Genomic DNA, 24858 nt, shown 5'->3' with positions numbered 1-24858 from the left:
TCAATGCCGCCGATGCTTGTAAAAACCGCTATTGCCATTCTGTTGTGCTTCTTTTATCTATTTTTAAGCAGTGCGCATGCGGCAGTAGACGAATCGGCGCTAGACCTAGACTCGGTGAGCATTCAATTACGTTGGGAACATGGTTTTCAGTTTGCCGGTTATTATGCTGCTATCGAGAAAGGTTTTTACCGGGACGAAGGGCTCGAAGTTCAGTTAAAAGAAATCGATTATTCGAAAGACTTCGTCAAGCAGGTCCTTGCCGGAGAATCGGAATACGGCGTAACCGATAGCACTTTGCTGATCTATCATTTACAGGGCGATCCGGTCGTTCTGATCAATCAATTTTTTCAACATTCTCCGCTGGTATTCATCGCCCGCCGCGAATCGGGCATCGTCAGTCCTTATGAAATGATCGGCAAAAAAGTCGCGCTCGACTTATCCAGCCGGGGCGATGCGGCGCTGAATGCGCTGCTGCTGAAAACCCTCGGCGATCTGAATAAAGTTCAACGGATCAAGGCAACCGGAGATTCCTATCAGGATTTACGCGACGGCAAGATCGATGTCGTTACCGCCTATGCGACTTCCCAACCGTTTCTTCTAAAAGAGCAAGGGGTTGAAGTCAATGTCATCAATCCGCTAAATTACGGAATCGATTATTACGGAGACAATTTATTCACTACCCGCAATGAAATCATCGAACATCCCGAGCGAGTCGAAAAAATCAGCCGGGCGACGATCAAAGGTTGGCAGTATGCGCTCGATCACCCGAAAGAAATCATCGAGTTGATTATCGATCGTTATAACCCTAAGCTTTCCCGCGCTTATTTGGAGTACGAAGCGCGCATGACCCGGCAGATGATTATTCCCGAGTTGATACAGTTGGGATCGGTCGATCCAAAGCGTTATCGTTTGACGGCCGAGGATTACCAACGTTTGGGATTTGTCGAGCACAGCCTCATCGAGGATGATTTTTTTTACCGTTTGCCGAATGCCGAAACCGGTCCGGTACTGGCTTTTTCGGCGAAAGAGAGAGCCTGGATAAAACGTAACCCGGTGGTCCGTTACGGGGGAGAGCGGGATTGGGCGCCTTACGATTTTGTCGATCGTAACGGTGTTCATAACGGCTTGAGCCGGGATATATTGCAATTGATCGGGCAATATACCGGACTGACTTTCGAAGCCGAGATCGACGACTGGAATAATCTTCTGCAAAAGATCCGGCAACGGGAAATCGACTTACTGCCATCGCTGTATTATTCCGACGAGCGGGCCGACTATATGCTTTTTACCGAGCCTTATCAGTGGATGTTGGATTATTTTTTCATTCATGAAGATGTCCAAGCCAAGTCCTTGGCGGATTTAGCCGGTAAAACGATCGCGATACCGAGAGGTTTTTTGCATGATGAAACCATAAAAAAAATGTTCCCGGAACTGAGTATTCTCGAAGTCGAGGATCTGATGGGAGCTTTGCAAAGCGTTATTGAGAGAAAAGCGGATTTACTGGTCGATGCGCATTCGGTTATCACTTATTGGTTGAAACGTAATGCGATAACAACAATTCGGCCGTTTAAGGTATTGCCTCCTGGCGAGGCTCAGCAATTGCACATGGCGGTTCGTACGGATTTGCCGGAATTGCATTCGATCTTGAATAAAGCGCTTGCGGCGATTCCCGAACAGGAGAAGCAGCAAGTACAAGATAAATGGTTCGGTGCCAGATTCAAGGGACAAACGGTCGCTATGACGTCTTACGAGCAAAAATGGCTGGCCGAGCATCCGGTCATTCGAGTTGCCGTCAAGAGAAATAAGTTACCTTATGAAAGCGTCGATCGTCAGGGTCGATATATCGGCATGGCGGCCGACTATTTGGCATGGATCGCCAAAATACTCCGTATCGAGTTGGACATTATTCCGCTTGAATCGTGGCGCGAAGCCAAACAAAAAGTCGAACTCGGCGAAGTCGACATCATGTTTGAGGCGCTTGATAGTTTAGACGATAAACGCTTGGTTCTTACCGAATCTTTTTTCAGTAGCCCGGTTGTAATCGTGATGAGCGATCGAGAGCCCTATGTCGATAATATCCGGGAAATCCGGCATCGTCGATTGGCGATCGTCCAGAGTTACGCCTATGCATCGACCATTGCCGATCATTATCCGGAAATCGATTTTCACTATGTAGATTCGGTCGCCGAAGGTTTGACTGCGGTTTCGACAGGCAGCGTAGACGCATTGCTTTGTACGCTGGCGGCAGCCGGTTATCAAATTGCAGACCAAGGCATCCATAATATCCGCATCGTAGGTAAAACCGAATTTACCAGCGATCTGGGGTTCGCCATTGCACAGAAACAGGCGCAACTGGCACCGCTTTTAAATCGTGCCTTACATACGATCGGACCCAGCGAACAGCAGAAGATACGCGATACTTGGGCAAGCAAAAGTATTGCCGAGAAAATCGATTATCGGTTGATCGCATGGATCGTTGGGGGCTTTTTGCTGATATTGGCGTTCGTGTTTTTTTGGAACCGGCGTTTGGCCGACGAAGTAGTCCGGCGTAAGCAGAGCGAGCAAGAAGCCGCATTATTAAACGAACGGCTAACGCTTGCGGCCGGAATCGCATCGATCGGCGTTTGGGAGTTGAATTTGACCGGAGAACCCAATTTGCTGTTCGACGATAGGATGTTCGACATATACGGCCTACCCAAACAGCCGAGTCTTGCCTTTGCCGAATGGATAGCACGTATCCATCCGGAAGACCGGTCGCTGGTTCAAGGGGTGATCAGTCAGTTACACCTGCGCGATGATCAAGCTCATAACGAATATCGGATCATTCGTCCGGACGGTATCATTCGCACACTCTACAGCGGAAGCCGGATTACTGGCAACGAAAATAATCCGGGGAAAATCATTGGCGTGAGTTGGGATATCAGCGAGCGCAAAAATGCTGAAATCGCGCTGGCTAAAGCCAAGGAGCAAGCGGAGTCGGCAAACCAAGCCAAGTCCCGTTTTCTTGCGAACATGAGTCATGAAATCCGAACGCCGATGAATGCAATTATCGGTTTTACCGATTTGCTCGACGAGCAAATCAAGGAACCCCATCTCAAATCTTTCGTGAAAACGATCAAAACCGCTGGACAAAACCTGTTGGCATTGATCAATGATATTTTGGATTTATCGAAAATCGAGGCCGGTAAACTCAGTATCGAAAAGCAAGCTTGCAATCCGCATGAATTATTTACCGAGCTAGGCGGAATTTTTACGATGAAAATGCGAGAAAAAAATTTGGCATTGATTTTAAATGTCGATCCCGCAATTCCACGCAGCTTGGTGCTCGATGCCGCGCGTTTGCGCCAGGTGTTATTCAACTTGATCGGCAATGCCGTCAAATTTACCGATCAGGGCCATATTCGTTTGATTGCGCGTACCGCTAATGAAGACGATATTCGCAGTCGATTGGATTTATGTATCGATGTCGAGGATACCGGTATCGGAATTTCACAGGAACATCAACAAGTCATTTTTCAGGAGTTTGAGCAATCGGAAGGGCAGGATATTCGGAAATATGGGGGTACCGGTTTGGGGCTAGCGATCAGTCGCCGTTTGGTCGAAATGATGGGTGGCGAGATTACTGTTGCTAGCCGTTTGGGCGAAGGCTCCATATTTACCGTCAGACTTTACAATGTCGATATCGCGTCCATCGACGAATCCGAACAAATACCAATCGGGACGAGTCATCAAAAAATCCGGTTTCACCCGGCAACGGTTTTGGTCGTCGACGATATCGAAAATAATCGGCGTTTATTGCAAGAGAACTTTTCCGGAACCGCTTTGACTGTCTTGACGGTCGAAAACGGGCTTGATGCCGTTGACTTGGTTAAACGGCAGCCTGTCGATTTGATATTGATGGACATTCGTATGCCTGTAATGAGCGGCTACGAGGCGGCCGAGATAATAAAATCGTTTAGCGATACGCCGATTATCGCGTTGACCGCGTCGGTTATGAAAGACGAATACGATCGAGTAAAAACCGCGCACTTCGACGCTTATCTGAGAAAACCGATATTGAAAGCCGACTTGATTGAAGAGCTTGCGAAGTTTTTACCGTTCGATAGAGACGAGACGGCACAAGTCGAGCCATATCCGCTCGTATTAACGACGGAGCAACAGGCTGTCTTGCCCGAAGTACTGGCAGCCTTGGAAAAATTAAGTCCGCAATGCGAGCAGGCAGCGTTCAGTAATAACATATCGACTATGAAAACATTTGCCGAAAACGTGTCGGCAATCGGCGAGCGTTACCGGTTTACCCCGGTCCTTGACTACGCCGAACGTCTCGAACGGCATATCGATAGCTTCGATATTGCCGAAATTAAGCAAGGTTTGAATGAGTTCTCGGCTTTACTCGAGCAATTGCGGGATTCGTAAGGTATTGCACTTGTTAGTTGAATCCGCGTTTCAAATCCGCGAACTTTCACAGTAACGTTCATGAAGGCCTAGCCATCGCCCCGGTAAATGAAAGCTCTCTGGGGTAGGGAGGGTGCGGTCACTCGCCCGACAGGACGCCGTGAACCCAGCACCTAAATTATCCAAGATAGTTTACCAAAGCCAATGAGCTATGGAATTTAGGTGCTGGGTGAATACGCCCATGTAGGCTCGACGGCGGCTGTCGATCTAGCAACCGCCCCCTCTTCGGAACCGGCATTGTATTGAATATCGAAAAACTAGATTAAGCCGCGTAGGTCGGGTTAGCTCCAGCGTAACCCGACGTTTCCGGATAGTCGGGTTACGGCTACGCCTAACCCGACCTACGCGCTAGCCATCGCCCCGGCAAATGAAAGTTCTCGGGTGGGGAGGGCGCGGTTACTCGACCGATAGGACGCCGACGTCTGTCGGTCGGTCGAGCGACCGCACCCTCTTCGAAACCGGCATTGTATTGAATATCGAAAAACTAGATTAAGATTTCAAATCCACGAACTTTCACAGTAACGTTATCCACTATTTTATGGCAAGCCGTTGAAAGACTTCATGTGCTTCATGGTTAAACTGGAGAATTAAGGATCAACGGTTTTGGACGTCATCGTCGACTTTGAAGAAAGCCATGGCTTGCTGGAGTTCCTCGGCATTGCCGGAAAGTTCTTCGGCCGTTGCCGCAAGTTGCTCGGACGCGGCGGCATTTTGTTGGGTGGCCTTGTCCAGTTGTGTCATGGCTTCGTTGATTTGCGCCAAACCTGATGCTTGCTCGTTACTAGCGGATGTGATTTCTTCGATCAAGGTCGCGGTTTTGCCGATATCCGGAACGATTTGTTGTAACAATTGCCCGGCTTGGTTGGCAATATCGACGCTGTCGGTGGCCAGGTCCCCGATTTGTTCCGCGGCTTTGCGGCTATTTTCGGCGAGATTTCGAACTTCCGATGCGACGACTGAAAAGCCGCGCCCATGTTCTCCGGCGCGAGCCGCTTCGATTGCGGCATTGAGCGAAAGCAAATTGGTTTTTCTGGCAATGTCTTCGATAATCTCGATTTTATCGGCAATTTCGCGCATTGCCTGCACGGTCCGAGATACCGCATCGCCGCCTTGTTGCGCTTCCGCTGCCGTTCCTGTCGCGATTTTGCTGGTTGCAACGGCATTCTCGCTATTGTGCTGCACTGACGCTGTTAATTCTTCCAAACTTGAGGTCGTTTCCTCCAGTCCCGAGGCTTGTTCCGTGGCGCTTTGGCTAAGGCTCTGCGAGGTCGCGCTAACTTCATTCGCGGCACTGGTCAAGTAATCCGCACGGTTTCTTACTTCCTCAACCGTTTGCTTAAGGTTGTTGATCATTTCCGCCATCGATGCATACAAGCTTTCCCTGTCGCCGGATTTGACATTTAATTTCATCGTCAAGTCGCCAGTAGCCATGCGTTTCGAGATCGCTGCCAGTTCCGCCGGTTCCCCTCCGAGCTGTTTGAGAATGTATCTGACGATGACCGTGGCCAGAATGATACCCGCCAAAACCGCGGAGAGTGTGATTGCAATCAAAACGAAACGAGCTTGAGTGCTGTCGTTTTCCATGGCTTGTTGAATGGCTGCCGCCGAAGCATTGACGATGTCGCGCATTTGCCCAAGATAATGCTGCACGCTCTGAAGATTGGGCACGGTTTCGTTTTTATAAAGCGCGCCGGTTTGTTGATCTTCGCTCCGGTCCTCGTTGCGGATTATGTTGACTCGGGCATCCCGGATTAATTTCGCCGATTCGTGCAAGAGTCGGTGGGGTTCTTCGATATCGGCGAGTAGCGGTTTTAATTCAGGAAAGCGCGATTCGGCGTGCCGTCTTTCCTGACCGTAAAACCATCGTCCGAAGGCGCATTGCGTATGATCCAACTGTATATTCAAATCATGAGCATGATCGTCATAAACAAAGGCATTGAGTTGGGCGGCCCAATTTAGATGATCGACCTCTCGTTCGACCAAATCGGTGCGCAGATTATCGGCTTCGACGACATTACGAGTTTCGTCGACTAGCGAAATAAGTCGTTGAATACCGATTCCGGATGTCAGTAATAACAGAACTAGGATGCCGGCGAAGCCAAGTGAAATTTGCGTTCTGAGTTTCATGGATGAGGCTTGATATTGGATGTAAGGGTTATTTAATTTTAGCGTACAAAATTATTAATGCAGCTATTTATTAAAATAATCGTGCAGTCCGTAAGGTTTTTTACGATTTATCCTAAATTTAGTAATTTAGCCATCAAGTACATGATGTTCTTGAAGTATTTCAAGAGAATATTCATAATCTTCATGGTGAAATGCTTTTTCTAGGTTCATCGCTTAAGGTTTCCCCTGAAATCTGCCGAACCGTAACAAAATAACCGGCATGAGTAGTAGGTTGAGTAGCGTCGAGGAGGCCAAGCCGCCGATGATGATTGCCGCCATCGGCCCCATGATTTCACGTCCCGGATTATCGCTGTTCAATGCGATAGGCAGCATCGCTAGTGCGGTGACCAATGCAGTCATAAGAATCGACGGCAGGCGTTCTTCCGCCCCTTGCATGGCCGTGGCGAAATCCCAACTTTTGCCGTCGGTTTGGACCAGATGCCGATAATGGGCGATCAACATAATGCTGTTACGTACGGTGATGCCGAACAGCGTGATGAAACCGACGACCGAACCGACCGATAGTGACGCTCCGGTCAATAATACCGCCGCGACGCCGCCGATCAACGAAAACGGCAGATTCACGAGTGTCAATGCTGTGTGACGAAAGCTGCCGATCGCAATGTAGATCAGCATCAATACGCCCGCACCGGCCAACAACGAATGCAAGACCAATTCTCGGCGCGCCTCGGCTTGTTCGATCGCGGCGCCGGTAAATTCCGGATACATATCGGCCGGAAATGGGATTTCGTCGAATACTCTTTGCTTTAATTCGGCGACGAACGATTCGTAATCCCGGTCGATAATGTTTGCGGTAACGGTCTGCCGTCTTTGCGCTCCTTCATGCAGGATATTGTATCGCCCGGAGCTTTGCTCGATAGCGGCGACTTGCCCGAGCGTCACGAGCGTACCGTCCGGGGCGCGTATCGGCAGTTTTTCAAGTGCTTCGGGCTTATTGCGGAGATTGGCATCGAGGGTAACCGCAATGTTGTCAATACGGTTACCCTCGATATGCTTGCCGACGATGCGGCCTTCATAGGCGCTTTGTACGGTGCTCATGACGTGAGTCGGCCGCAAGCCCCAAAACGCCAGCTTGTCCGATTGTAACCGGATTTCGAGCATCGGCGTGCCGGGAGGCGAACGGACCGTTACATCGGCCGCACCCGGCATTGATCGTAGCAGCCCCGCGATATCCTCGGCTTTCCTGTCGAGAAACGCTAAGTCATTACCGTAAACATTGACCACGAGAGGCGACGTATAGCCGGAGATGGTTTCGTCGACCCGTTCGGTCAAAAAGGTATTGGCTTCGTACACGATGCCCGGTACGCCGTCCAAAGTCTTGCGCAGTCGGTTTAAGACTTGTTGCTGTTCCGGACCGGACATCGGCGCCAGTCGCACTTCATACTCGCTGTAATGACTGCCGTAGGTATCGGCCCCACGCTCCGCGCGCCCGGCCCATTGCGAAACCGAAACGACGCCCGCAATTTCTAAAAATTGCTCGGTGATTTTCGTACCGATTCGGATCGATTCCTTCAGCGCCGTGCCGGGAATACTGCTGGTATGCACAATATAATGACCTTCACGCAGCGGCGGTAGAAATCGGCTGTTCGTGAAAAACAAAGCAGCCAGGCCGGTGATACAGATTAGCACGGCAGTCGCTATCGCTAGTTTAAAATGCCGGCTAACGAAACTGAGCCAACGCCGGTAAACCGGTTTTAAGTACCGGATCAATGGCGGTTCTTTAACGCTTGAGTCGTTTTTGCCCAATAACATGAAGCACAGCGCCGGAGTTAGCGTTAATGCCGCGATTAGCGACATGAGTATGGCAAGAATGTAGGACATACCCAGCGGTGAAAACAGACGTCCGGCGACGCCGGTCAAAGTTAGCAGCGGCACGAAAACCAGTGCGACGATGAAGCTGGCATAGACCACCGAGCCCCTCACTTCCATCGAGGCGGAGTAGATGACTTCGGAAACCGGACGCGGTACTGCCGAAAGCCGATTTTCGCGCAGCCGACGAAAGATATTTTCGGTATCGATGATCGCATCGTCGACGACTTCTCCAAGCGCAATGGCAAGTCCGCCCAAGACCATGATGTTCAAATTGACGCCGAATTCGAGTAGCAATAGAACAGCGGCAATCAGCGATACCGGTATTGCCGTCGCGGCGATGAAGGCGGTCCGTATTTCGAATAGAAATAGATAAAGCACGATCAGAACGCACAAGCCGCCGATTAATAAATGTCCCGATAGGTTATGCAACGAGGTTTCGATGTAATCGGCCGGACGGAATAAGTTCGGATAAAAATCGATCGCTTGCTTGGCGAATAGCGTATTGAATTCGCTCAAGGCTTTTTCGACTTGTTTCGAAACGGTGAGTGTATTGGCGCCGTATTGGCCGATGACCATCATGACGATACCCGGATGGCCCATGATTTGTGCGGCGCCGATCGGCGGTTCCGGCCCATAGCGAATATCGGCGACATCGGCGAGTCTGACACTTCGGCCTTGAGTATGCCTGACAATAATGTCTTGAAGTCGTTCCGGGTTGAGATTTTGGCCGGAAAGCGTGATGCTAAAACGCTGATTGTCGGTTTCGATGAAACCGCCGCCTTGAAGGTTCGTCGATTCCGATGCGGCTTGAACGATTTCGTCGAGCGCCAAGCCGAAGCGCTGCAAACGGGCGGAGTCGACTTGAATTTGCAATTGCCGAATTTCACCGCCGAATACATTGACGTCGGCAACGCCTGGGACAGCCATTAATCGCGGGACGATCGTCCAATCGGCAAGGCTTCTCAGGGCCATTAAATCCTGTCGATCCGAATGCAGACCGATTGTCAAAACCGTTGCCGATGACGAAGACAAGGGGACTGCCAGAGGCGGGCCGATGCCTTGCGGCAGGCGATTGGCGATACCGGCCAGGCGTTCGCCGACCATCTGTCGGTTACGGTGGATATCGCTACTTTCTTCAAAAAGCGCGGTCACGACCGATAAGCCCTGTATCGATTCCGAACGGACCGTTTTTAAGCCGATTAGCCCCGAGATTGAGCTTTCAATCGCTTGCGTGACCAGCGTTTCGACTTGCTCGGCGGAATAGCCGGGCGCTTCGGTTTGGATGACAACTTGCTTCGGCGAGAACTCCGGAAAAATGTCGAGGCCTGCTACGGTGAAACGATAAAAGCCGTAGACGAATAGCAGTATTGCAGCGACGACCACGATGCCATGTTGACGGATCGCAAAGCGGATTAAGGCGCTTAGCATTTTAAAACGGATTTCCCGCCGCCCGGCGTTTCAAGGTTCTGCAATTCAATCATCGTCATCATCTTCATCGGGAATTTGGCTTTTGAATTCCTCCGAAAGCAGCATTTGCGCACCGCTTACGACTAATTCCTGACCCGCATGCAAACCGTCCGTGACGAAATAGCCGGCATGTGTGTCGATAAATCCGGTAATAGTCAGTCGTTGAAAATGTTCCGGAGACGTTTTGACGTAAACGAAAGCTTGACCGAGATGGCGAATGACGGATGATGCCGGTATTAAGACGCCGTTTTCGGCGTTTTCCTGCAATGGAATGAAGGCGGCGATGCGCATGCCGGTTCGAATGCCGCCGTGTTCGGTTTCGAAAAAATAACTTTCCCCTTGGGTGAGCGGGTCGGTTTGCGGTGCGGGCGATATAAAACGCGCCGGTTCGGCTCGGTTTCGATCGCCGTAGCGTGAGACCCGGATTTCGTCGAGCGTATCGACCGGTTTATTATTAGGCGGCAACGAGATATGCAATAAATTTTTTTGCCCCGACAAATAGGGGAGCAGGGTGTCGGTATTGGCATCAAGGAACAATTCGGCAATCGCTTGGCCCCAATTGAGTATCGCCTCATTGCGAACGGTTTCGATTTGTAGGCGACTGCCTTGAGTTAACGCTTGTTCCGATTGCCATTGCGACTGTTGTTCTTGCAGACTGCGCCCGGAAACGGCGCCGCCGCGGTGTAAAAGCCGGGTTCGGTCGATCGATTGTTGAGCCAGCGTTAGTCGAGACTTGGCACTCTCATGCCCGCTGAGTGCGGCGAGGTAACGGTTTCTCAAATCCAGCAGCGGTTGTAACGCAACGACATTGCCGTAAGCAGTCAGTTCCGGACGATACCGATGAGGTTCGAGTTTTATTGTTTGCAACCCGGAGCGAGTTTGGGACGCCGAGTCGATGTTCAGAGTGCCTTCCTTCCCGTAGTCGTCAACATCGGTTTCGGTTCGAACGGGAGCGGCTTCTTTGTCTTGATTCGTCGCAAAGGCAATGCCGTTATCGCTTAATGCAAGCGCTACGGTAATCAAAGTCGGCCATTTCAAACCGCCCAACAAGGTTATGGGATAACTAACGAGGCTAATAAAGGAGAATTTCATGTGCGGCATGAGCAAATTATAAGGGCCGGAAGGGGCGTAACCGAAATTATTTGTTGTTTTTATAATTGATCGCGTTATTCTTTACGGTTTGCGCCGTTAGGCACTATTGAACGGAGAACTATCGATGAGCGATTTGCCGGAAAATTTGAAGTATGCAAAAACCCATGAATGGGCAAAACTGGAAAGCGACAATGTGGTGCGCGTAGGTATTACCGAATTCGCGCAAGCCGAACTCGGCGATTTAGTTTTTATCGAACTGCCTAAAGTCGGGCGTGTCGTTAAAGCGGGCGAGCAATGCGCTGTCGTCGAGTCGGTCAAAACCGCTTCGGATTTATTCAGCCCCGTGTCCGGAGAAATCGTTTCGGTTAATGAAGAGCTATCCGATGCGCCGGAGCAGGTTAACGACGATGCCTACGATGCTTGGCTGTTTTGCGTGAAGGCCGATAATCCGGCAGAATTGGATTCCTTGCTGGATGCTTCGGCCTATGGCCAATTAATCGCTGAATAAGCAGAAAGCGTTGTTTGACGCGTTTTGGGGGGAGGCGGTCATACGCTCAAGCTAAGCACAGGTCACCGTTGCTAAATCGCTACCGACCGCTTCCGGCGGGTCCAAGTAGCGTAGCCCGGATGGAGCGAAGCGCAATCCGGGTAGCTCGGGGCCACGCCATTCCCGTATTTCGCTACGCTGCATACCGGCTACATACTTGAATAGCAACTTGAGAAAGAAAGGATGTGAGTTGGCCGGTACTTTGCTTGTATAGTGATGCGTCCGTTTGTCAGTTTTCCACAAAATCTGTGGATAACTCTGTGGATAGCGTCTTGAGAAGGTTCTCAACAATTTGACTTAGCAGGCGTTTTTACAAATCGAACAAGTATTGGTCGGAATATAATATAATTAATAAACAATGACTTATAAAAATTATCAAGCTTATTAAGACGCTGTAAAATCATTGTAATTAAAATGACAAAAGGCTTGTGTAATCTGGCGTTTTAATCTACCGAAACTTGTATCAAACTATGGCAAATCAAAACGCAAAAGGTTTTAAACGCATCGTAAACGCTTTTTTCTTTTCGCTGTCGGGCTTTAAGGCCACTTGGTTTCATGAAGAGGCGTTTAGGCAAGAGGTTTGGTTGTTTATAGTCACGACGCCGTTGGCCGTTTGGCTCGGCGAGACAAACATTGAGAAATTGCTGCTTATCGGCAGCATGGTCCTGGTTTTATTGGTGGAACTACTGAATTCGGCGGTTGAAGCGGTCGTAGATCGAGTCGGATTCGAGCATCATGAACTGTCCGGCCGGGCCAAGGACATCGGTTCGGCCGCTGTCATGCTTTCCTTGGTTTGGGCTGCGGCGACCTGGATATTGATTTTATTTTTTTAGGAGAAACAATGAGTGCATTAATCTGTGGTTCGATGGCTTACGATACCATCATGGTCTTTCATGATAATTTCAGGAATCATATCCTGCCGGAAAAAGTCCACATTCTTAATGTTTCGTTTTTGGTGCCGGTCATGCGCCGCGAATACGGCGGTTGTGCCGGCAATATCGCCTATAACCTCAACTTGCTTGGCGAAGAGCCTTTGATCATGGCGACGGTAGGACACGATTTCGAGCCGTATTCGCAGTGGTTGTCTCAATGCGGCTTGTCCAGCGAATTCATTCGCATTCTCGACGACAATTACACAGGTCAGGCTTACATCACGACCGATCAGGAAGACAATCAAATTACGGCGTTCCATCCCGGTGCGATGAATTTCTCGCATTTGAATTCGGTGCCGACCGACGGTTCGATCAGCATCGGCATCGTTTCTCCGGACGGCAAGGAAGGCATGCTGCAGCACGCCGAGCAATTCGCCGAACAGGGCATTCCGTTCATATTCGACCCGGGCCAAGGCATGCCGATGTTCGACGGCGACGAGCTGCTGAAGTTTTTGGAACTGGCGAATTGGGTCACGCTAAACGATTACGAATCCGAAATGATGCAGCAGCGCACCGGTTTGTCCTTGGATGAAATGGCCGATAAGGTCGAGGCGTTAATTGTTACCTTGGGCGGTAACGGTTCGAAAATATACGTCGGCGGCGAGTGTATCGAGATTCCGCCGGTTAAGCCTGCCGCGGTTGTCGATCCGACCGGTTGCGGCGATGCCTACCGCGCCGGACTCTTATACGGTTTGATGAACGATTTGGGTTGGCCGACGACCGGCAGGATCGCTTCGTTGATGGGCTCGATTAAAATTGAGCATCACGGCACGCAAAATCACAGCTTCGACATCGATTCTTTTAAGGACCGTTACCGCGAGACCTTCGGGGCGTCGTTTTGAGTTTAAGCAATACCGAAAAATTGCTCGGTATCATGGCGCAGCTACGCTCGCCGGACGGCGGTTGCGCCTGGGATATCGAGCAGGATTTCTACAGCTTGATCCCGTACACGATCGAGGAAGCTTATGAGGTTGCCGATGCGATCGAGCGCGGCGATTTGGACGACTTGCGCTTGGAACTCGGCGATTTGTTATTGCAGGTCGTCTTCCACTCGCGCATCGCCGAGGAGCGAGGTCTGTTCGACTTCGAACAAGTAGCGGGCAGCATCGCCGAAAAGCTGGTCAGACGGCATCCGCATGTCTTCGGCGATGCTGTCTATCAGAGCGACGAAGAGCGTAAACAGGCCTGGGAGCAAGCTAAGCTAGAGGAGCGTCAATCGAAACGCTCCGCTGAATTACCGGACAGTGTGCTCGATGGCGTTCCGGGAAATCTGCCGGCATTGGTGCAATGCGAAAAAATCCAGAACCGCGCCGCGAGTCATGGTTTCGATTGGCCCGAAGTCTTGCCGGTGTTCGATAAAGTTACCGAAGAATTAGAGGAAGTCAGGGATGCGTGGGAGTCGGGCGATCAAGCCCATATTCAGGAAGAAATCGGCGATCTGCTCTTGGTCGCGGTCAATCTGGCCAGGCATCTGAAAGTCAATCCCGAAATCGCGCTCCGCGAAAGCACGAAAAAATTTTCGGCGCGGTTTCAATATATCGAAAAACACGTTCAAGAATCCGGGCGCGATTTGAGAGACTGCAAACTGGCCGAACTCGATGCCTTATGGAACCAAGCGAAACAGGCGTTGAAAAAGAAGTAGGTCGGGTTAGGCGTAAGCCGCAACCCGACATGCGAGTTGATCGATTCTCTATTCTCCGATCCTCAAATTCAGGATTGGGATACTATTCCCGCAAACTCTAAGCTTGCCGCCTTCGAGAAGCTGGAGCTTCTCTCACTGCTTTCCCAAGCAAAGAGTGTGGGAATGCGCGAAATATGCAGATATTGAGCATCAGTGGCTTCAGCAATCGCGACGAAGTCGTTGCTGCTACAAGGGACGGGAAGCTCTGTGGGAGCGATCCCCAGATCGCGATGTCGAAGCCGCAAACGTTAGGCGGCAATAGATGGTATCGAAGTCGCATTGGCTTAGTAACAATCAGCGCAAGAGTAAGGGAGCCAGGAAATTTATAGATCAATTTTGACATTTCTGTGGACAAAATGTTATTCCATCAACGCCACCGATTTAATCTGAAGCCAGATCGCTTGTCCGGGTGCTATTTCGAGCATGTGCGCGGCACGCTTGGTCAGTCGTGCAACCAAAACGCTTGGGCCGACTTTGACGCTGACCAAGGCCAATCCCGGATGTTCGTCGTCCGCGATGGCTTCCACCTCGCCGGGCAGTACGTTCTGAATACTGGAATGTTCTCGATTGTCGCGGGCTAGACTGATATCTCTTGCCAGCACTCTGACGCGAACGCGGCGGCCGAGTGCAATGCCTTTGTCCCGCGTCCATAGACTACCTCCGGAAAAATCCAATTTTGCCAAATGCCAGCTTGAGTCACGTTCCGCGACGACCGCGTCGAGCACGACGCCGGCCTCTTCGCCGAGGCGTATCGGCAAATCAATTCGCGCCAGTGTTTCTTTGAGCGGTCCATGAGCCATGACCTTGCCGTTATTCATCGCAACCAGATAATCGGCCAGCCGGGCGACTTCCTCGGGCGAATGGCTGACATAAACGATAGGAATATCGAGTCGATCGCGGAGCTTTTCCAAATAAGGCAAAATCTCTTGCTTTCGAGCCGAGTCCAGGGCGCTGAGCGGTTCGTCCATCAGCAGCATGCGCGGATTGACCGCGAGCGCGCGGGCAATGCCGACGCGCTGACGTTCGCCCCCGGACAGGCGGTCCGGTTTGCGGCCCAATAAATGGCCGATGCCGAACAACTCGATGATCGGATCGAGATCGGTTTGCCGGGCAGCGGGAATTCTTTTTCGGCCGTAATGCAAATTATTCCGCACGGTCATGTGCTCAAATAAACTCGCTTCCTGAAAGACATACCCGATCGGCCGTCGGTGCGCCGGTAACCAGGTCTTGCCGTTTTGCCAGATTTCGCCTTTGAACGACAAGAATCCTTCATCGGCGCGTTCCAGTCCCGCCATGCAGCGCAGCAGCGTGGTCTTGCCGGAACCGGACTGTCCGAACAACGCTGTGACGCCGCGTCCCGGCAAAGTCAGGTCGATATCGAGCGAAAAGCCCGGCCAATTCAATAAAAAGCGGGCTTCGATTTGGTCTTTCGTCATCGTTCAAGCCTTTTCCGCGCCGGGTCGCCAGGCGTAGACAGTCAGCAGCACCAGGAAAGAAAAAATCAGCATGACTGCGGCCAAACTGTGCGCCTCGCCGTATTCCAACGCTTCGACGTGATCGTAAATCTGCACCGACGCGACGCGGGTGATACCTGGAATGTTACCGCCGATCATCAATACGACGCCGAATTCGCCGACCGTGTGCGCGAACGTCAGCACGCCGGCGGTCAGGAAACCGGGCAAGGCCAACGGCAGCGCGACGGTAAAAAACGCGTTCAACGGCGAGGCGCGTAATGTCGCGGCCGCTTCCAAGGGCCTGTCGCCGATGGCTTCGAAGGCGTTTTGCAGCGGTTGCACCATGAACGGCAGCGAATAGAATACCGATGCCAGCACCAGACCTTCAAACGTGAATGGTAACGGATCGATGCCCAGCGCGCTTGTCAACCGGCCGACCGGGCCGTTCGGTCCCATCGCCAGCAACAAATAAAAGCCCAACACCGAAGGCGGCAAAACCAACGGCAGAGCCACGACGGCGCCGATCGGGCCTTTCCAGCGCGACGGCGTGCGTGCCAGCCACCAAGCGATTGGAGTGCCTACGACCAGCAAGATGGCAGTTACGGCGAAGGCCAATCTCAGCGTCAAAACAATGGCTTGAATGTCGCTATCGCTCAACAGCATTGCGCACCTCGAGTGCCGGGATACGAATTTGAGCTTCTTCGGTAACGTATCAAACTGCTCAGAGCGCTGACGGAACCGGTGGCAAAACTTTGACCGTTGCGATAAAGGTAAGACATGTCGCTGTTCTTGTTGCTAAGGGTTACCGATTTGATCCGGCAGGATAAAGCCATAGCGGGTCATCACGTTACGGGCCTGCGGCGATGCAATGAACTCGGCAAAATTTTTGGCCAAGACATTGTTCGCAGCACGCCGGGTGATGATGTAGCCTTGTTCGAGCGGTTCGTGCAACGTGTCCGGGATCAAATAATGGCCGCCTTGCTTGGATAGCTCGGGATTCAAGGCCAACGACAGCGCGATAATGCCGGTCTGGGCGTTGCCGGTTTGTACGAATTGCGCGGTATGCGCGATATTTTCGCCGTACACCAGTTTCGGTTCCACGGCCGCCCAAATTCCCGTCGAGCGGAGCGCTTCCTCGGCCCGTTTACCGTAAGGGGCGTGTTTCGGATTGGCGATGGCAATCCGTTTGATCGAGGAATCGGTCAGGTTTTCCAGTGTCAGCATAGAGGCATCGAGCGTAGCGCTCCATAAGACGATACGGCCGACGGCATAAGGCTTGACTTCGCTTGCCGCGAAATCGTCTTGCGCCAATTGTTTCGGAAAACCGATGTCGGCCGAAAAATACAGATCGTAGGGCGCGTCCTGCTGAATCTGCGTGAAAAACTTGCCCGACGAGCCGTAGACAATTTCGATCGTGTCATCGGGGTGGTCTTGGCGGAATTCGGCGGCAATTTCATCCAGCGCGAACTTGAGGTCGGCCGCGGCCGCTATGAGAATCTTTTCGGCACAGGCTGCCGAAGCGGTCAGCAATAGGCCGGTCAATAACAGAAATTTAATGGCGTTCATCAATTTGTCTCCGAGTACCGAAACTTAGTTGTCGTAGCCGTAGCGGCGGATGATGGATTTAGCGGCATCGCTGCCTAGATAGGTCAATAAATCTTTCGCCGCATCGTTGTCCTTGCCGCGTATGAGTAAAACGGCGTCTTGCCGGATATGCGGGTAGAGATCCTCGGGAACCGGCCAATATGAGCCTTGGGCTTCGCGGCCTTCTTCATAGATATGCGACCAGTCGACAAAACCGAGCTCGGCGTTTCCGGTGGCGACGAATTGATAGGCTTGAGTGATGTTTTCGCCCAATACGAAACGGGCTTGTAGATGTTTCTTCAGTCCCAGTTTGCTGAGCGTTTCGATCGCGGCCGCACCGTATACCGCGACTTTGGGATTGGCGATGGCCAAATGTCTGAAATCGCCATGCTTTAGCACCTCGCCTCGATCATCGACAAAGCCGGAGCGGGCGCTCCACAGAACCAGTTTGCCTATCGCATAAGTAAAGCGACTGTCGGCAAGCGCCAGCCCGTCATGTTCGAGCCGAGCCGGCGTTTCCCGGTCCGCCGAAATCAGCACGTCGAACGGTGCGCCGTTGTGGATTTGCGCATAAAACTTACCGACCGTGCCGTAGGCGATGATGGTTTTATGACCGGTAACCTTTTCGAAAGCCGGCGCAATGTGTTGCATCGGTCCGGTGAAATTGGCCGCAACGGCGACATTGACTTCGCCGGCCTGACTTGAACAGTGAATAAAAAAGAGAGCAAACAGCGTGAAAAGCTTGCTAAGCATGGGAAGTCTCCTGATAGGCGGTTGAATTGTCGCATTCCGGACATCGTTAGGTCAAAAATGTCATAACGATAAACATTAAGCAAACAAAATGCCAAAGAGGCAGGATGCGTATCGGGCGATGTTTTTTGTTGGCAGTTAAACGCGCAATGCGTAATTTTTGAGACGGAAGAGCTGTGATACCCGAAGATTACGAGTCAAACAGCCATTTGATGGCGGATAGAGGGTTACGAAGAGGGCGATTCTTCATCGAAAACCGAAGCTTCCTGTAGATATGCCAAGGCGCATAACGCTTCGATTTCCCGGTGGGATGCGCTGTTGATGCGTTCCTCCAGCGCGGTGTAGCGATCCAATAAATCCTGCCCCAAAGTCGTTAGGACGGCCCCGCCGCCCCCTTTGCCGCCGCTCGCCGTGCTGACGACCGGTCGCCCGAAGCCTTGGTTCAGGCTGTCTATCAGCAGCCAGGCGCGTTTGTAGGGCATTTTGAGCGCTCTGGCTGCGGCGGCGATCGAACGGGTTTGATCGATCAAGCGCAGCAAATCGATCTTGCCGGGACCCAGCGCAATGGTGTCACCGATATAGATGCGCGGGCGCACCAGGTTCGGTTTGTTCGTCGATGTCTTCATGCCCGGCAGCCTATCAAAATCGGCCGGCATCGTCACGCAGAAGTGTCGAATAAAGAGATGTGACTTATTTTTTGCTGAACGTATTTTGGGAGCGTTTAGTTCACGTTGTATACTCATTGTTATAGCGAAAAGATGAAAAATCGGCTTTCTGTGTGTCGTGTTTCCTACAAAGCCGGATATTCAGGTATGAAATGGAACATATTGCATAGATTGTTCTCGGATTCGTTATAACGTTTAATTGCTATCGATAGTTGGAAGAATAGGTTATGACTATTTTAATTAGGCTAATTAAAAGCGGATTGAAGCCGCTTCAACGGTCGATCGGTGCGATCGGGTTCTTGTCGGTTTCGGCGGTTCCTGCGGCGGCTGAGGACTTCTACGTCAAGACGCGGGGCTATCGCGTCGAGCCGGCTCCCGAGCCGCCGGCTTATGTCTATAACCTGAGTAATACGCCGCTCGCAACATACAGCGATATCGACTGGTTGGATGTCGGATTGGATTTTCGTACCCGTTACGAATACCGCGAAAACGATTATCGTCCATGGACGGATAAGTCTTCCGGTGCGCCGGTAAAGAAATTCCGGCCCGATCCCGATAATCTATGGCTGCTGAGATCGCGGGCCTATGTCGGCATTCACGATATTCTCGATCCGTTTCGCTTTGCGGTCGAGTTCGAGGACGCGCGCAGTTACAACGGTCTTTATGAAACATCGGTCGCTGATGTCAACGAATTCGAGCTGATTCAAGGCTACGGCGAGCTATATTTCAAAAACGCCTTAGGTGACGACCGGCCGTTGAGTATTCGCGTGGGCAGGATGCATCTGGAATTGTTGGACAAGCGTTTAATAGGCAATAATCAGTTTCGTAATACCACCAATAGCTTCGAAGGCATTCGGCTGTTTTTCGGTAAAAAACAGAATAATTGGGATTTGGAAACATTTGCGTTTCATCCGGTCGAGCGCTTCAAAAACCGCTTCGATCGAGCCGACGGGGATACTATAATTTATGGCGGCGTATTCAGTTGGCGGCAGTGGTCGAAAATCATCACGATACAGCCTTACTTCTTCGGGCGCAAAGTCGACGGCGATATCCATCACCCTATCGAACACAAGCGCAGGCCCAACATGGACATTTATGCGCCGGGCCTAAGGGTTTACGGTTTATTCGGAGATAGCGGTTTCGATTTCGATGCCGACATCAATAAGCAATTCGGCCGTTTCGGCATGAGGCCGAGAAATAGCGCGACTCAAACCCTGCAACAACACGATGCGCTCGCGTATTCGCTGGAGCTGGGCTATACCTTCGCGCATGATTGGAAGCCCAGGACCAGTATCTATTACGGCTTCGGTACCGGCGACAAGAGTCCGGACGATAATATCAACCAACGGATGGATATTTTTTACGGATTCAATCAACCGGTTTCTCGCAATGATTATTTTGCTTGGGACAACATGCATGCGCCGAAGCTTCGCCTGGAATTGACGCCGCACCGGGATGTGCGCATCGATACCGGCTACCACGCCTATTGGTTGGAAAGCGAAACCGACGCCTGGAACCGGGCGAACCTGCGCGATTCGACCGGCGATAGCGGCAGTTTTTTAGGGCATGAATTCGACATCCGCATTCGGCATCATCTCAATCCCTATGTCGATTGGAGTTTGAGTTATGCCCGCTTCACGCCGGGCGATTTCACCAAATCCCAAGCCAAGGCCGGCACCGGCCCTTATACGACCGAGCCCACCAATTTCTTTTACTTCGAGGTGGCGCTTAACGCATTTGGCGACGGCAAGCCGTAACAACAGACTTTTTCCTGACGAGTTATACACCGAAATTACACTAGTAGAGGGTGTAACTATTTTTGTGGGTGGTTTATGCGAACATTAAAGAATATGCACAAAGGATTTCGTTATTAATAACGTCCTGGAGCCATGAGCTTTGTTGAGGGTTCGGTAACTCGCTTGACAGGACGCTGTGAATACGTCCGTGTAAGCTTGACGGCGGCTTTCCCTGCCGCCGACACCTGCCAATCGAGTTACCGAACCCTCCATAAAATAGAGAAGTTATTTATGACCAAATCCAAAATAACTTTGCTAAACAATAATTTTCATACTTTGGGCGGCAGTATCAACCTGTATAGCCGACGGTACGAACGCTTACGTCGTTCTATTTTTGGAATCGTTGTGACGTTTCCAATTAAAATTCGAATTGTCTACAGCAAAATTAAGGGATGTCGACCATGAAAGAAACAGAAAAACCATCCTCCGCTATCGCGAAAGAAAAGCCGTTCGAACGGCTTGTCGAGGGCGAGTTACGCATTGCCGGAGGATTTACTTGGAAGTTGTGTAATTTACTGAGCGCTATCGAATCGACCGGTTCGCTCAGTCGCGCCGCGAAAAAGGTCGGGTTGAGTTACAAGGGGGCGTGGGAAATCTTGGAGCGCGCCAACAATCTTTCGCCGCGACTATTGGTGACGACCGCAATCGGCGGCAAACACGGCGGCGGCAGTGTTTTGACCGACGCCGGAAAAAGCCTGTTGAAACTGTTGGCCAGGCTGCGTAAGGAGCACGATCGATTTCTGGATCGCATCAACCGCGAATTGGAAGCCGATACAGAATTCAATTACTTAATCAGGAGAACGTTGATGAAAGCCAGTGCACGTAATCAATTTTTCGGAACCGTCAGCGAGATTCACGAAGGCGGTATCAATGTCGAAATCGTCATTGCATTGAAGGGCGGGGACACGTTAGTTGCCGCGATAACCCAGGAGTCGATGAAAAACCTGGGTGTAGCGGAAGGCGTCGAGGTCGTGGCGCTGATCAAGGCGCCGCAGGTGCTGATCGTGACCGATTTGGGGCCGTACCGGCTGAGCGCGCGTAACCAATTGTCGGGAACGGTGTCGAGGTTGCAAAAAGGTGCGGTGAATACCGAAGTCGTCGTTGGGCTCCCCGGTGGTAATTCGGTCTATGCGACGGTGACCAACGACAGCATCGAGGAGCTGGGGCTTGCCGAAGGAAACGGCGTCGTTGCGGCCTTTAAAGCCAATGCGGTGTTTTTGGCGGTTGCTTCTTGATCGACAATGCATAAGGTGCGAGGTTTGCAGGCCAACCTCGCACCGTTTTAGGAATATGCGCAAAATAACTTCCAGAAACAGTAAGCTTTGTGGAGATTCGGTGACTCGCTTGACAGGACGCCGTAAATACATCCTTGTAGTCTTGACGGCGGAATCTGATTGCCATGGATGGCATGAATGCAGATTTTGCATTACGCCAAGGATGACGTGTAGTAGGGCAATGCAGGGCAGAAAAATGCTCCTGCATTTTCTGCATTCATTACATCCATGTAACTCAGCAATTGCCGAGGAGCAAAAATCTGCCCTGCCGCCGACACCTGTCAATCGAGCCACCGAACCCCTTTCCGACATTTGAAGAAGTTATTTCATGCTCGTTCCTTGCCAAAAGAATTGTTTTTTGGTTGGTCCGGCTGAGCCGGTTTGGGTTTATTTTCCTTCGGAAGACAAATCCTCCTCCCAACGTCAGGGTTGCGTCTTCGAAACGGACTAGAAATACTTGCCGTTGCGGCGCCTCTTCGATGAGGCCTTTCATGACTATGATTCCGCGTGCGCCGGCCAAGGCCAAGAGTTCGCCTTCGCTGTGATCGGGCATCGATCCGTCGTCGGTGATATCGTTTGCGGCATAAACGACATCGCCGATGTCAAGTTTTGTTATTTTCACTGTCATCTCCTATCTGGGTTTTGTAGTAAATGCGACAAAGCATTTGTGATTGTCGTTAATCGCGCCTGCAAGCCACCCCGGGAGTAACAAAACTTCTCTTAATTTCAATTGGTTAAAATATTGAATTGGGTATGGCATGAGCGTTGCTTTATACATTAACAAAATCAATGCCAAATCGTTCAGGAGACTCAATCATGATTACGTTAACCGAAAGCGCCGTCAAAGCGGTGGGCCGATTTATCAGCAGTTCCGACAAGCCGACCGGCGGACTGCGCATCGAAGTAACCGACGGCGGTTGTTCCGGCTTGTCCTATGGGCTGCGTTTGGAGGCCAAAGAAAGTCAAGACGATACCGTGATCGATTGCGGCGAAGTCAAGGTATTCGTCGATCCGCTCAGTTTGCCGAAATTGGACGGCATGTCGATCGATTTCGTCGATAGTCTGGACGGCTCCGGCTTCAAGTTCACCAATCCGAATGCAGTGAAAAGCTGCGTATGCGGTTCGTCGTTTACTACCGGCGACGCGTTGCGCTTGACCTTGAAAGTCAACGAAGAATCAGAGGTGATCGAGGACGCCGGTTTCCAAACCTTCGGCTGCGGCTCGGCGATCGCTTCGTCGTCGGTGCTGACCGAAATCATCAAAGGCATGACGCTCGATGATGCGCTAAAAGTCAGCAATCAGGACATCGCGAACGAGTTGGACGGGCTGCCGCCGGAAAAAATGCATTGTTCGGTGATGGGACGCGAAGCCTTGCAAGCCGCCGTCGCGAATTATCGGGGCGAGGAGTGGGAGGACGATCACGAAGAAGGCGCGCTGATCTGTAAATGTTTCGCGATCGATGCGGTGATGATCGAAGAAATGGTATGGGCCAACAAATTGCGCACGGTCGAGGACGTCACCAACTTCACGAAGGCGGGCGGCGGCTGCGCGGCTTGTCATGAAGACATCGAAGGCATACTCGAGCGGGTCTTGAAGGAACGCGGCGAGACCTTCGATCCGGATGCCGCGCCGATCGAAGCCGTCGTGATGGAGAAAAAACCGCTGACCAATCTGCAGCGCATCAAGAAAATCGAGGAAGTACTCGAATCGCTGCGTCCGCAATTGATGGCCGACGGCGGCGACGTCGAGTTGGTCGAAGTCGTCGACAACACCGCCTATATCAACATGACGGGCGCTTGCAGCGGCTGCCAAATGGCCGCGATGACGATCGCCGGCATACAACAGCGCTTGATGGAAGTCTTGGGCGAATTCATTCGCGTTATTCCTGCCTCGCAAATGCCTAAGGTCGCTGTCGCGGCGGGAGGCTGATCATGAGCGATATTTATCTCGATAACAATGCCACGACCAAGGTCGACCCGCTCGTCGTCGATGCGATGCTGCCGTTTTTTACCGAACAGTTCGGCAATCCGTCGTCGATTCACAAATTCGCCGACGGCGTCGCGAAGGCGCTCAAAAAAGCGCGGCAACAGGTGCAGGAATTGATCGGCGCCGAGCACGACTCCGAAATCATCTTCACGTCGTGCGGCACCGAATCGGATTCGACCGCGATTCTGTCGGCGATCAAGGCGCAGCCGAACAAGAAGGAAATCATTACGGCGACGGTCGAGCATCCGGCAATACTGAGTCTGTGCGAATATCTCGAAAAGGAAGGCTATACGATACACCGCCTGCCGGTCGATAAATGCGGCCGCTTGAGCCTGGACGCCTACAAAAAATGTTGTCCGACCAGGTCGCGATCGTGTCGGTGATGTGGGCGAACAACGAGACCGGCACGATTTTTCCAGTCGTCGAAATGGCCGAAATGGCCCATGCGGCCGGCGTGATGTTTCATACCGACGCGGTGCAGGCGGTCGGCAAGATTCCGATGATGTTGCAGGATACCAAGATCGATATGCTGTCGATTTCGGGACATAAGCTGCATGCGCCGAAAGGAATCGGCGTGTTGTACCTGCGGAGAGGAACTCGCTTCCGGCCGCTACTGCGAGGAGGCCACCAGGAACGCGGCCGCCGAGCAGGCACCGAAAACTCAGCCTCTATCGTCGGTTTGGGTAAGGCCTGCGAATTGGCGCTCGAATACATGGAATATGAAAATATCCAGGTCAAGGCGATGCGCGACCGCTTGGAGCGCGGCATCGTCGAACAGATTCCGCATAGCTTCATCACCGGCGATTTGAACAACCGCCTGCCGAATACGACCGACATCGCCTTCGAATACATCGAGGGCGAGGCGATCTTGATGTTGCTGAACAAGGCCGGCATCGCCGCTTCGAGCGGTTCGGCCTGTACCTCGGGGTCGTTGGAGCCGTCCCATGTGATGCGCGCAATGGATATTCCGTATACCGCCGCGCACGGCACGATCCGCTTTTCGTTCTCGCGTTACAATACGATGCATGAGGTCGAGGAGGTCTTGAAAGTCATGCCGGGCATCGTCGCGACGTTGCGGAAACTGTCGCCGTACTGGGACGGCAACGGTCCGGTCGCGAATCCCGAGCAGGCGTTTCAGCCGACCTATGCTTGATTCTCGAAAGCGATTTTAATGTC

The 24858-nt window shown here is 51.7% G+C and carries 17 protein-coding genes and 1 pseudogene; 9 read left to right on the top strand and 9 right to left on the bottom strand.

Features of this window, described 5'->3' with window-relative positions:
* Positions 1-12 precede the first annotated feature (12 nt).
* Positions 13-4416, top strand: a complete 4404-nt coding sequence (locus MEALZ_RS11690; protein ID WP_223842298.1) for an ABC transporter substrate-binding protein — start codon at positions 13-15, stop codon at positions 4414-4416.
* Between the two features lie 633 nt (positions 4417-5049).
* Here MEALZ_RS11690 and MEALZ_RS21015 read toward each other — a convergent pair.
* From MEALZ_RS21015 to MEALZ_RS11675, 3 genes are all read right to left on the bottom strand, one after another.
* Positions 5050-6582 carry a methyl-accepting chemotaxis protein gene (locus MEALZ_RS21015; RefSeq protein ID WP_014148846.1) on the bottom strand — a complete coding sequence of 511 codons (1533 nt, stop codon included), beginning with the start codon at positions 6580-6582 and terminating at the stop codon, positions 5050-5052.
* Between the two features lie 213 nt (positions 6583-6795).
* Complete coding sequence (locus tag MEALZ_RS11680; protein ID WP_014148845.1) at positions 6796-9882, bottom strand: efflux RND transporter permease subunit; 3087 nt, start codon at positions 9880-9882, stop codon at positions 6796-6798.
* Between the two features lie 45 nt (positions 9883-9927).
* Positions 9928-11013, bottom strand: coding sequence for an efflux RND transporter periplasmic adaptor subunit (locus tag MEALZ_RS11675; RefSeq protein ID WP_014148844.1), 1086 nt, complete (start codon positions 11011-11013; stop codon positions 9928-9930).
* Positions 11014-11137: 124 nt separating this feature from the next.
* On the opposite strand from MEALZ_RS11675, the gene gcvH reads away from it, so the two are divergent.
* The 4 genes from gcvH to mazG all read left to right on the top strand — a co-directional run bounded on the left by gcvH (position 11138) and on the right by mazG (position 14134).
* Positions 11138-11521, top strand: a complete 384-nt coding sequence (gene gcvH / locus MEALZ_RS11670; RefSeq protein WP_014148843.1) for a glycine cleavage system protein GcvH — start codon at positions 11138-11140, stop codon at positions 11519-11521.
* Positions 11522-12030: 509 nt separating this feature from the next.
* Entirely contained in the window at positions 12031-12393 is a 363-nt protein-coding gene (locus MEALZ_RS11665; protein ID WP_014148841.1) for a diacylglycerol kinase, read from the top strand.
* Positions 12394-12401: 8 nt separating this feature from the next.
* On the top strand, positions 12402-13334 hold the full coding sequence (locus MEALZ_RS11660; RefSeq protein ID WP_014148840.1) for a carbohydrate kinase family protein: 933 nt from the start codon (positions 12402-12404) through the stop codon (positions 13332-13334).
* Positions 13331-14134, top strand: coding sequence for a nucleoside triphosphate pyrophosphohydrolase (gene mazG, locus MEALZ_RS11655; RefSeq protein WP_014148839.1), 804 nt, complete (start codon positions 13331-13333; stop codon positions 14132-14134). The genes MEALZ_RS11660 and mazG overlap by 4 nt, the downstream gene beginning before the upstream one ends.
* A 398-nt stretch (positions 14135-14532) precedes the next feature.
* Here mazG and modC read toward each other — a convergent pair whose 3' ends face one another.
* The 5 genes from modC to MEALZ_RS11630 form a co-directional block, all read right to left on the bottom strand.
* The gene (modC, locus tag MEALZ_RS11650; RefSeq protein WP_014148837.1) at positions 14533-15609 is read right to left on the bottom strand and encodes a molybdenum ABC transporter ATP-binding protein; all 1077 of its coding nucleotides are present in this window, start codon (positions 15607-15609) and stop codon (positions 14533-14535) included.
* Between the two features lie 3 nt (positions 15610-15612).
* Positions 15613-16290, bottom strand: a complete 678-nt coding sequence (gene modB, locus MEALZ_RS11645) for a molybdate ABC transporter permease subunit (protein WP_014148836.1) — start codon at positions 16288-16290, stop codon at positions 15613-15615.
* 132 nt (positions 16291-16422) lie between these two features.
* On the bottom strand, positions 16423-17193 hold the full coding sequence (modA, locus tag MEALZ_RS11640; protein WP_014148835.1) for a molybdate ABC transporter substrate-binding protein: 771 nt from the start codon (positions 17191-17193) through the stop codon (positions 16423-16425).
* Between the two features lie 24 nt (positions 17194-17217).
* On the bottom strand, positions 17218-17964 hold the full coding sequence (modA, locus tag MEALZ_RS11635) for a molybdate ABC transporter substrate-binding protein (protein WP_014148834.1): 747 nt from the start codon (positions 17962-17964) through the stop codon (positions 17218-17220).
* A 224-nt stretch (positions 17965-18188) separates the two neighbouring features.
* Complete coding sequence (locus tag MEALZ_RS11630) at positions 18189-18587, bottom strand: winged helix-turn-helix domain-containing protein (RefSeq protein ID WP_046061557.1); 399 nt, start codon at positions 18585-18587, stop codon at positions 18189-18191.
* A gap of 266 nt (positions 18588-18853) precedes the next feature.
* Here MEALZ_RS11630 and MEALZ_RS11625 point away from each other — a divergent pair, with 266 nt between their 5' ends.
* On the top strand, positions 18854-20383 hold the full coding sequence (locus MEALZ_RS11625) for an alginate export family protein (RefSeq protein ID WP_014148832.1): 1530 nt from the start codon (positions 18854-18856) through the stop codon (positions 20381-20383).
* A gap of 440 nt (positions 20384-20823) precedes the next feature.
* Positions 20824-21657, top strand: a complete 834-nt coding sequence (locus MEALZ_RS11620) for a TOBE domain-containing protein (protein ID WP_014148831.1) — start codon at positions 20824-20826, stop codon at positions 21655-21657.
* A 274-nt stretch (positions 21658-21931) separates the two neighbouring features.
* On the opposite strand, the gene MEALZ_RS21940 is transcribed toward MEALZ_RS11620, so the two are convergent.
* Positions 21932-22318: a nitrogen fixation protein NifZ gene (locus MEALZ_RS21940; RefSeq protein ID WP_014148830.1), complete on the bottom strand. Its 387-nt coding sequence runs from the start codon at positions 22316-22318 to the stop codon at positions 21932-21934.
* A gap of 194 nt (positions 22319-22512) precedes the next feature.
* On the opposite strand from MEALZ_RS21940, the gene nifU reads away from it, so the two are divergent.
* Positions 22513-23625: a Fe-S cluster assembly protein NifU gene (nifU, locus tag MEALZ_RS11610; protein WP_014148829.1), complete on the top strand. Its 1113-nt coding sequence runs from the start codon at positions 22513-22515 to the stop codon at positions 23623-23625.
* A gap of 2 nt (positions 23626-23627) precedes the next feature.
* Positions 23628-24835, top strand: a pseudogene (gene nifS, locus MEALZ_RS11605) (cysteine desulfurase NifS).
* Positions 24836-24858: the final 23 nt, after the last annotated feature.

It is taken from the genome of Methylotuvimicrobium alcaliphilum 20Z, from assembly GCF_000968535.2.
GTDB classification, from domain to species: Bacteria; Pseudomonadota; Gammaproteobacteria; order Methylococcales; family Methylomonadaceae; genus Methylotuvimicrobium; species Methylotuvimicrobium alcaliphilum.
Note: the sequence above shows the minus strand (reverse complement) of the source record. Positions and strands in the feature narration are given on the sequence as shown.

Coding starts and splice junctions, on each gene's coding strand:
- MEALZ_RS11690 (WP_223842298.1), top strand. CDS start 13: ATGCTTGTAAAAACCGCTATTGCCATTCTGTTGTGCTTCTTTTATCTA.
- MEALZ_RS21015 (WP_014148846.1), bottom strand. CDS start 6,582: ATGAAACTCAGAACGCAAATTTCACTTGGCTTCGCCGGCATCCTAGTT.
- MEALZ_RS11680 (WP_014148845.1), bottom strand. CDS start 9,882: ATGCTAAGCGCCTTAATCCGCTTTGCGATCCGTCAACATGGCATCGTG.
- MEALZ_RS11675 (WP_014148844.1), bottom strand. CDS start 11,013: ATGAAATTCTCCTTTATTAGCCTCGTTAGTTATCCCATAACCTTGTTG.
- gcvH (WP_014148843.1), top strand. CDS start 11,138: ATGAGCGATTTGCCGGAAAATTTGAAGTATGCAAAAACCCATGAATGG.
- MEALZ_RS11665 (WP_014148841.1), top strand. CDS start 12,031: ATGGCAAATCAAAACGCAAAAGGTTTTAAACGCATCGTAAACGCTTTT.
- MEALZ_RS11660 (WP_014148840.1), top strand. CDS start 12,402: ATGAGTGCATTAATCTGTGGTTCGATGGCTTACGATACCATCATGGTC.
- modC (WP_014148837.1), bottom strand. CDS start 15,609: ATGACGAAAGACCAAATCGAAGCCCGCTTTTTATTGAATTGGCCGGGC.
- modB (WP_014148836.1), bottom strand. CDS start 16,290: ATGCTGTTGAGCGATAGCGACATTCAAGCCATTGTTTTGACGCTGAGA.
- modA (WP_014148835.1), bottom strand. CDS start 17,193: ATGAACGCCATTAAATTTCTGTTATTGACCGGCCTATTGCTGACCGCT.
- modA (WP_014148834.1), bottom strand. CDS start 17,964: ATGCTTAGCAAGCTTTTCACGCTGTTTGCTCTCTTTTTTATTCACTGT.
- MEALZ_RS11630 (WP_046061557.1), bottom strand. CDS start 18,587: ATGAAGACATCGACGAACAAACCGAACCTGGTGCGCCCGCGCATCTAT.
- MEALZ_RS11625 (WP_014148832.1), top strand. CDS start 18,854: ATGACTATTTTAATTAGGCTAATTAAAAGCGGATTGAAGCCGCTTCAA.
- MEALZ_RS11620 (WP_014148831.1), top strand. CDS start 20,824: ATGAAAGAAACAGAAAAACCATCCTCCGCTATCGCGAAAGAAAAGCCG.
- nifU (WP_014148829.1), top strand. CDS start 22,513: ATGATTACGTTAACCGAAAGCGCCGTCAAAGCGGTGGGCCGATTTATC.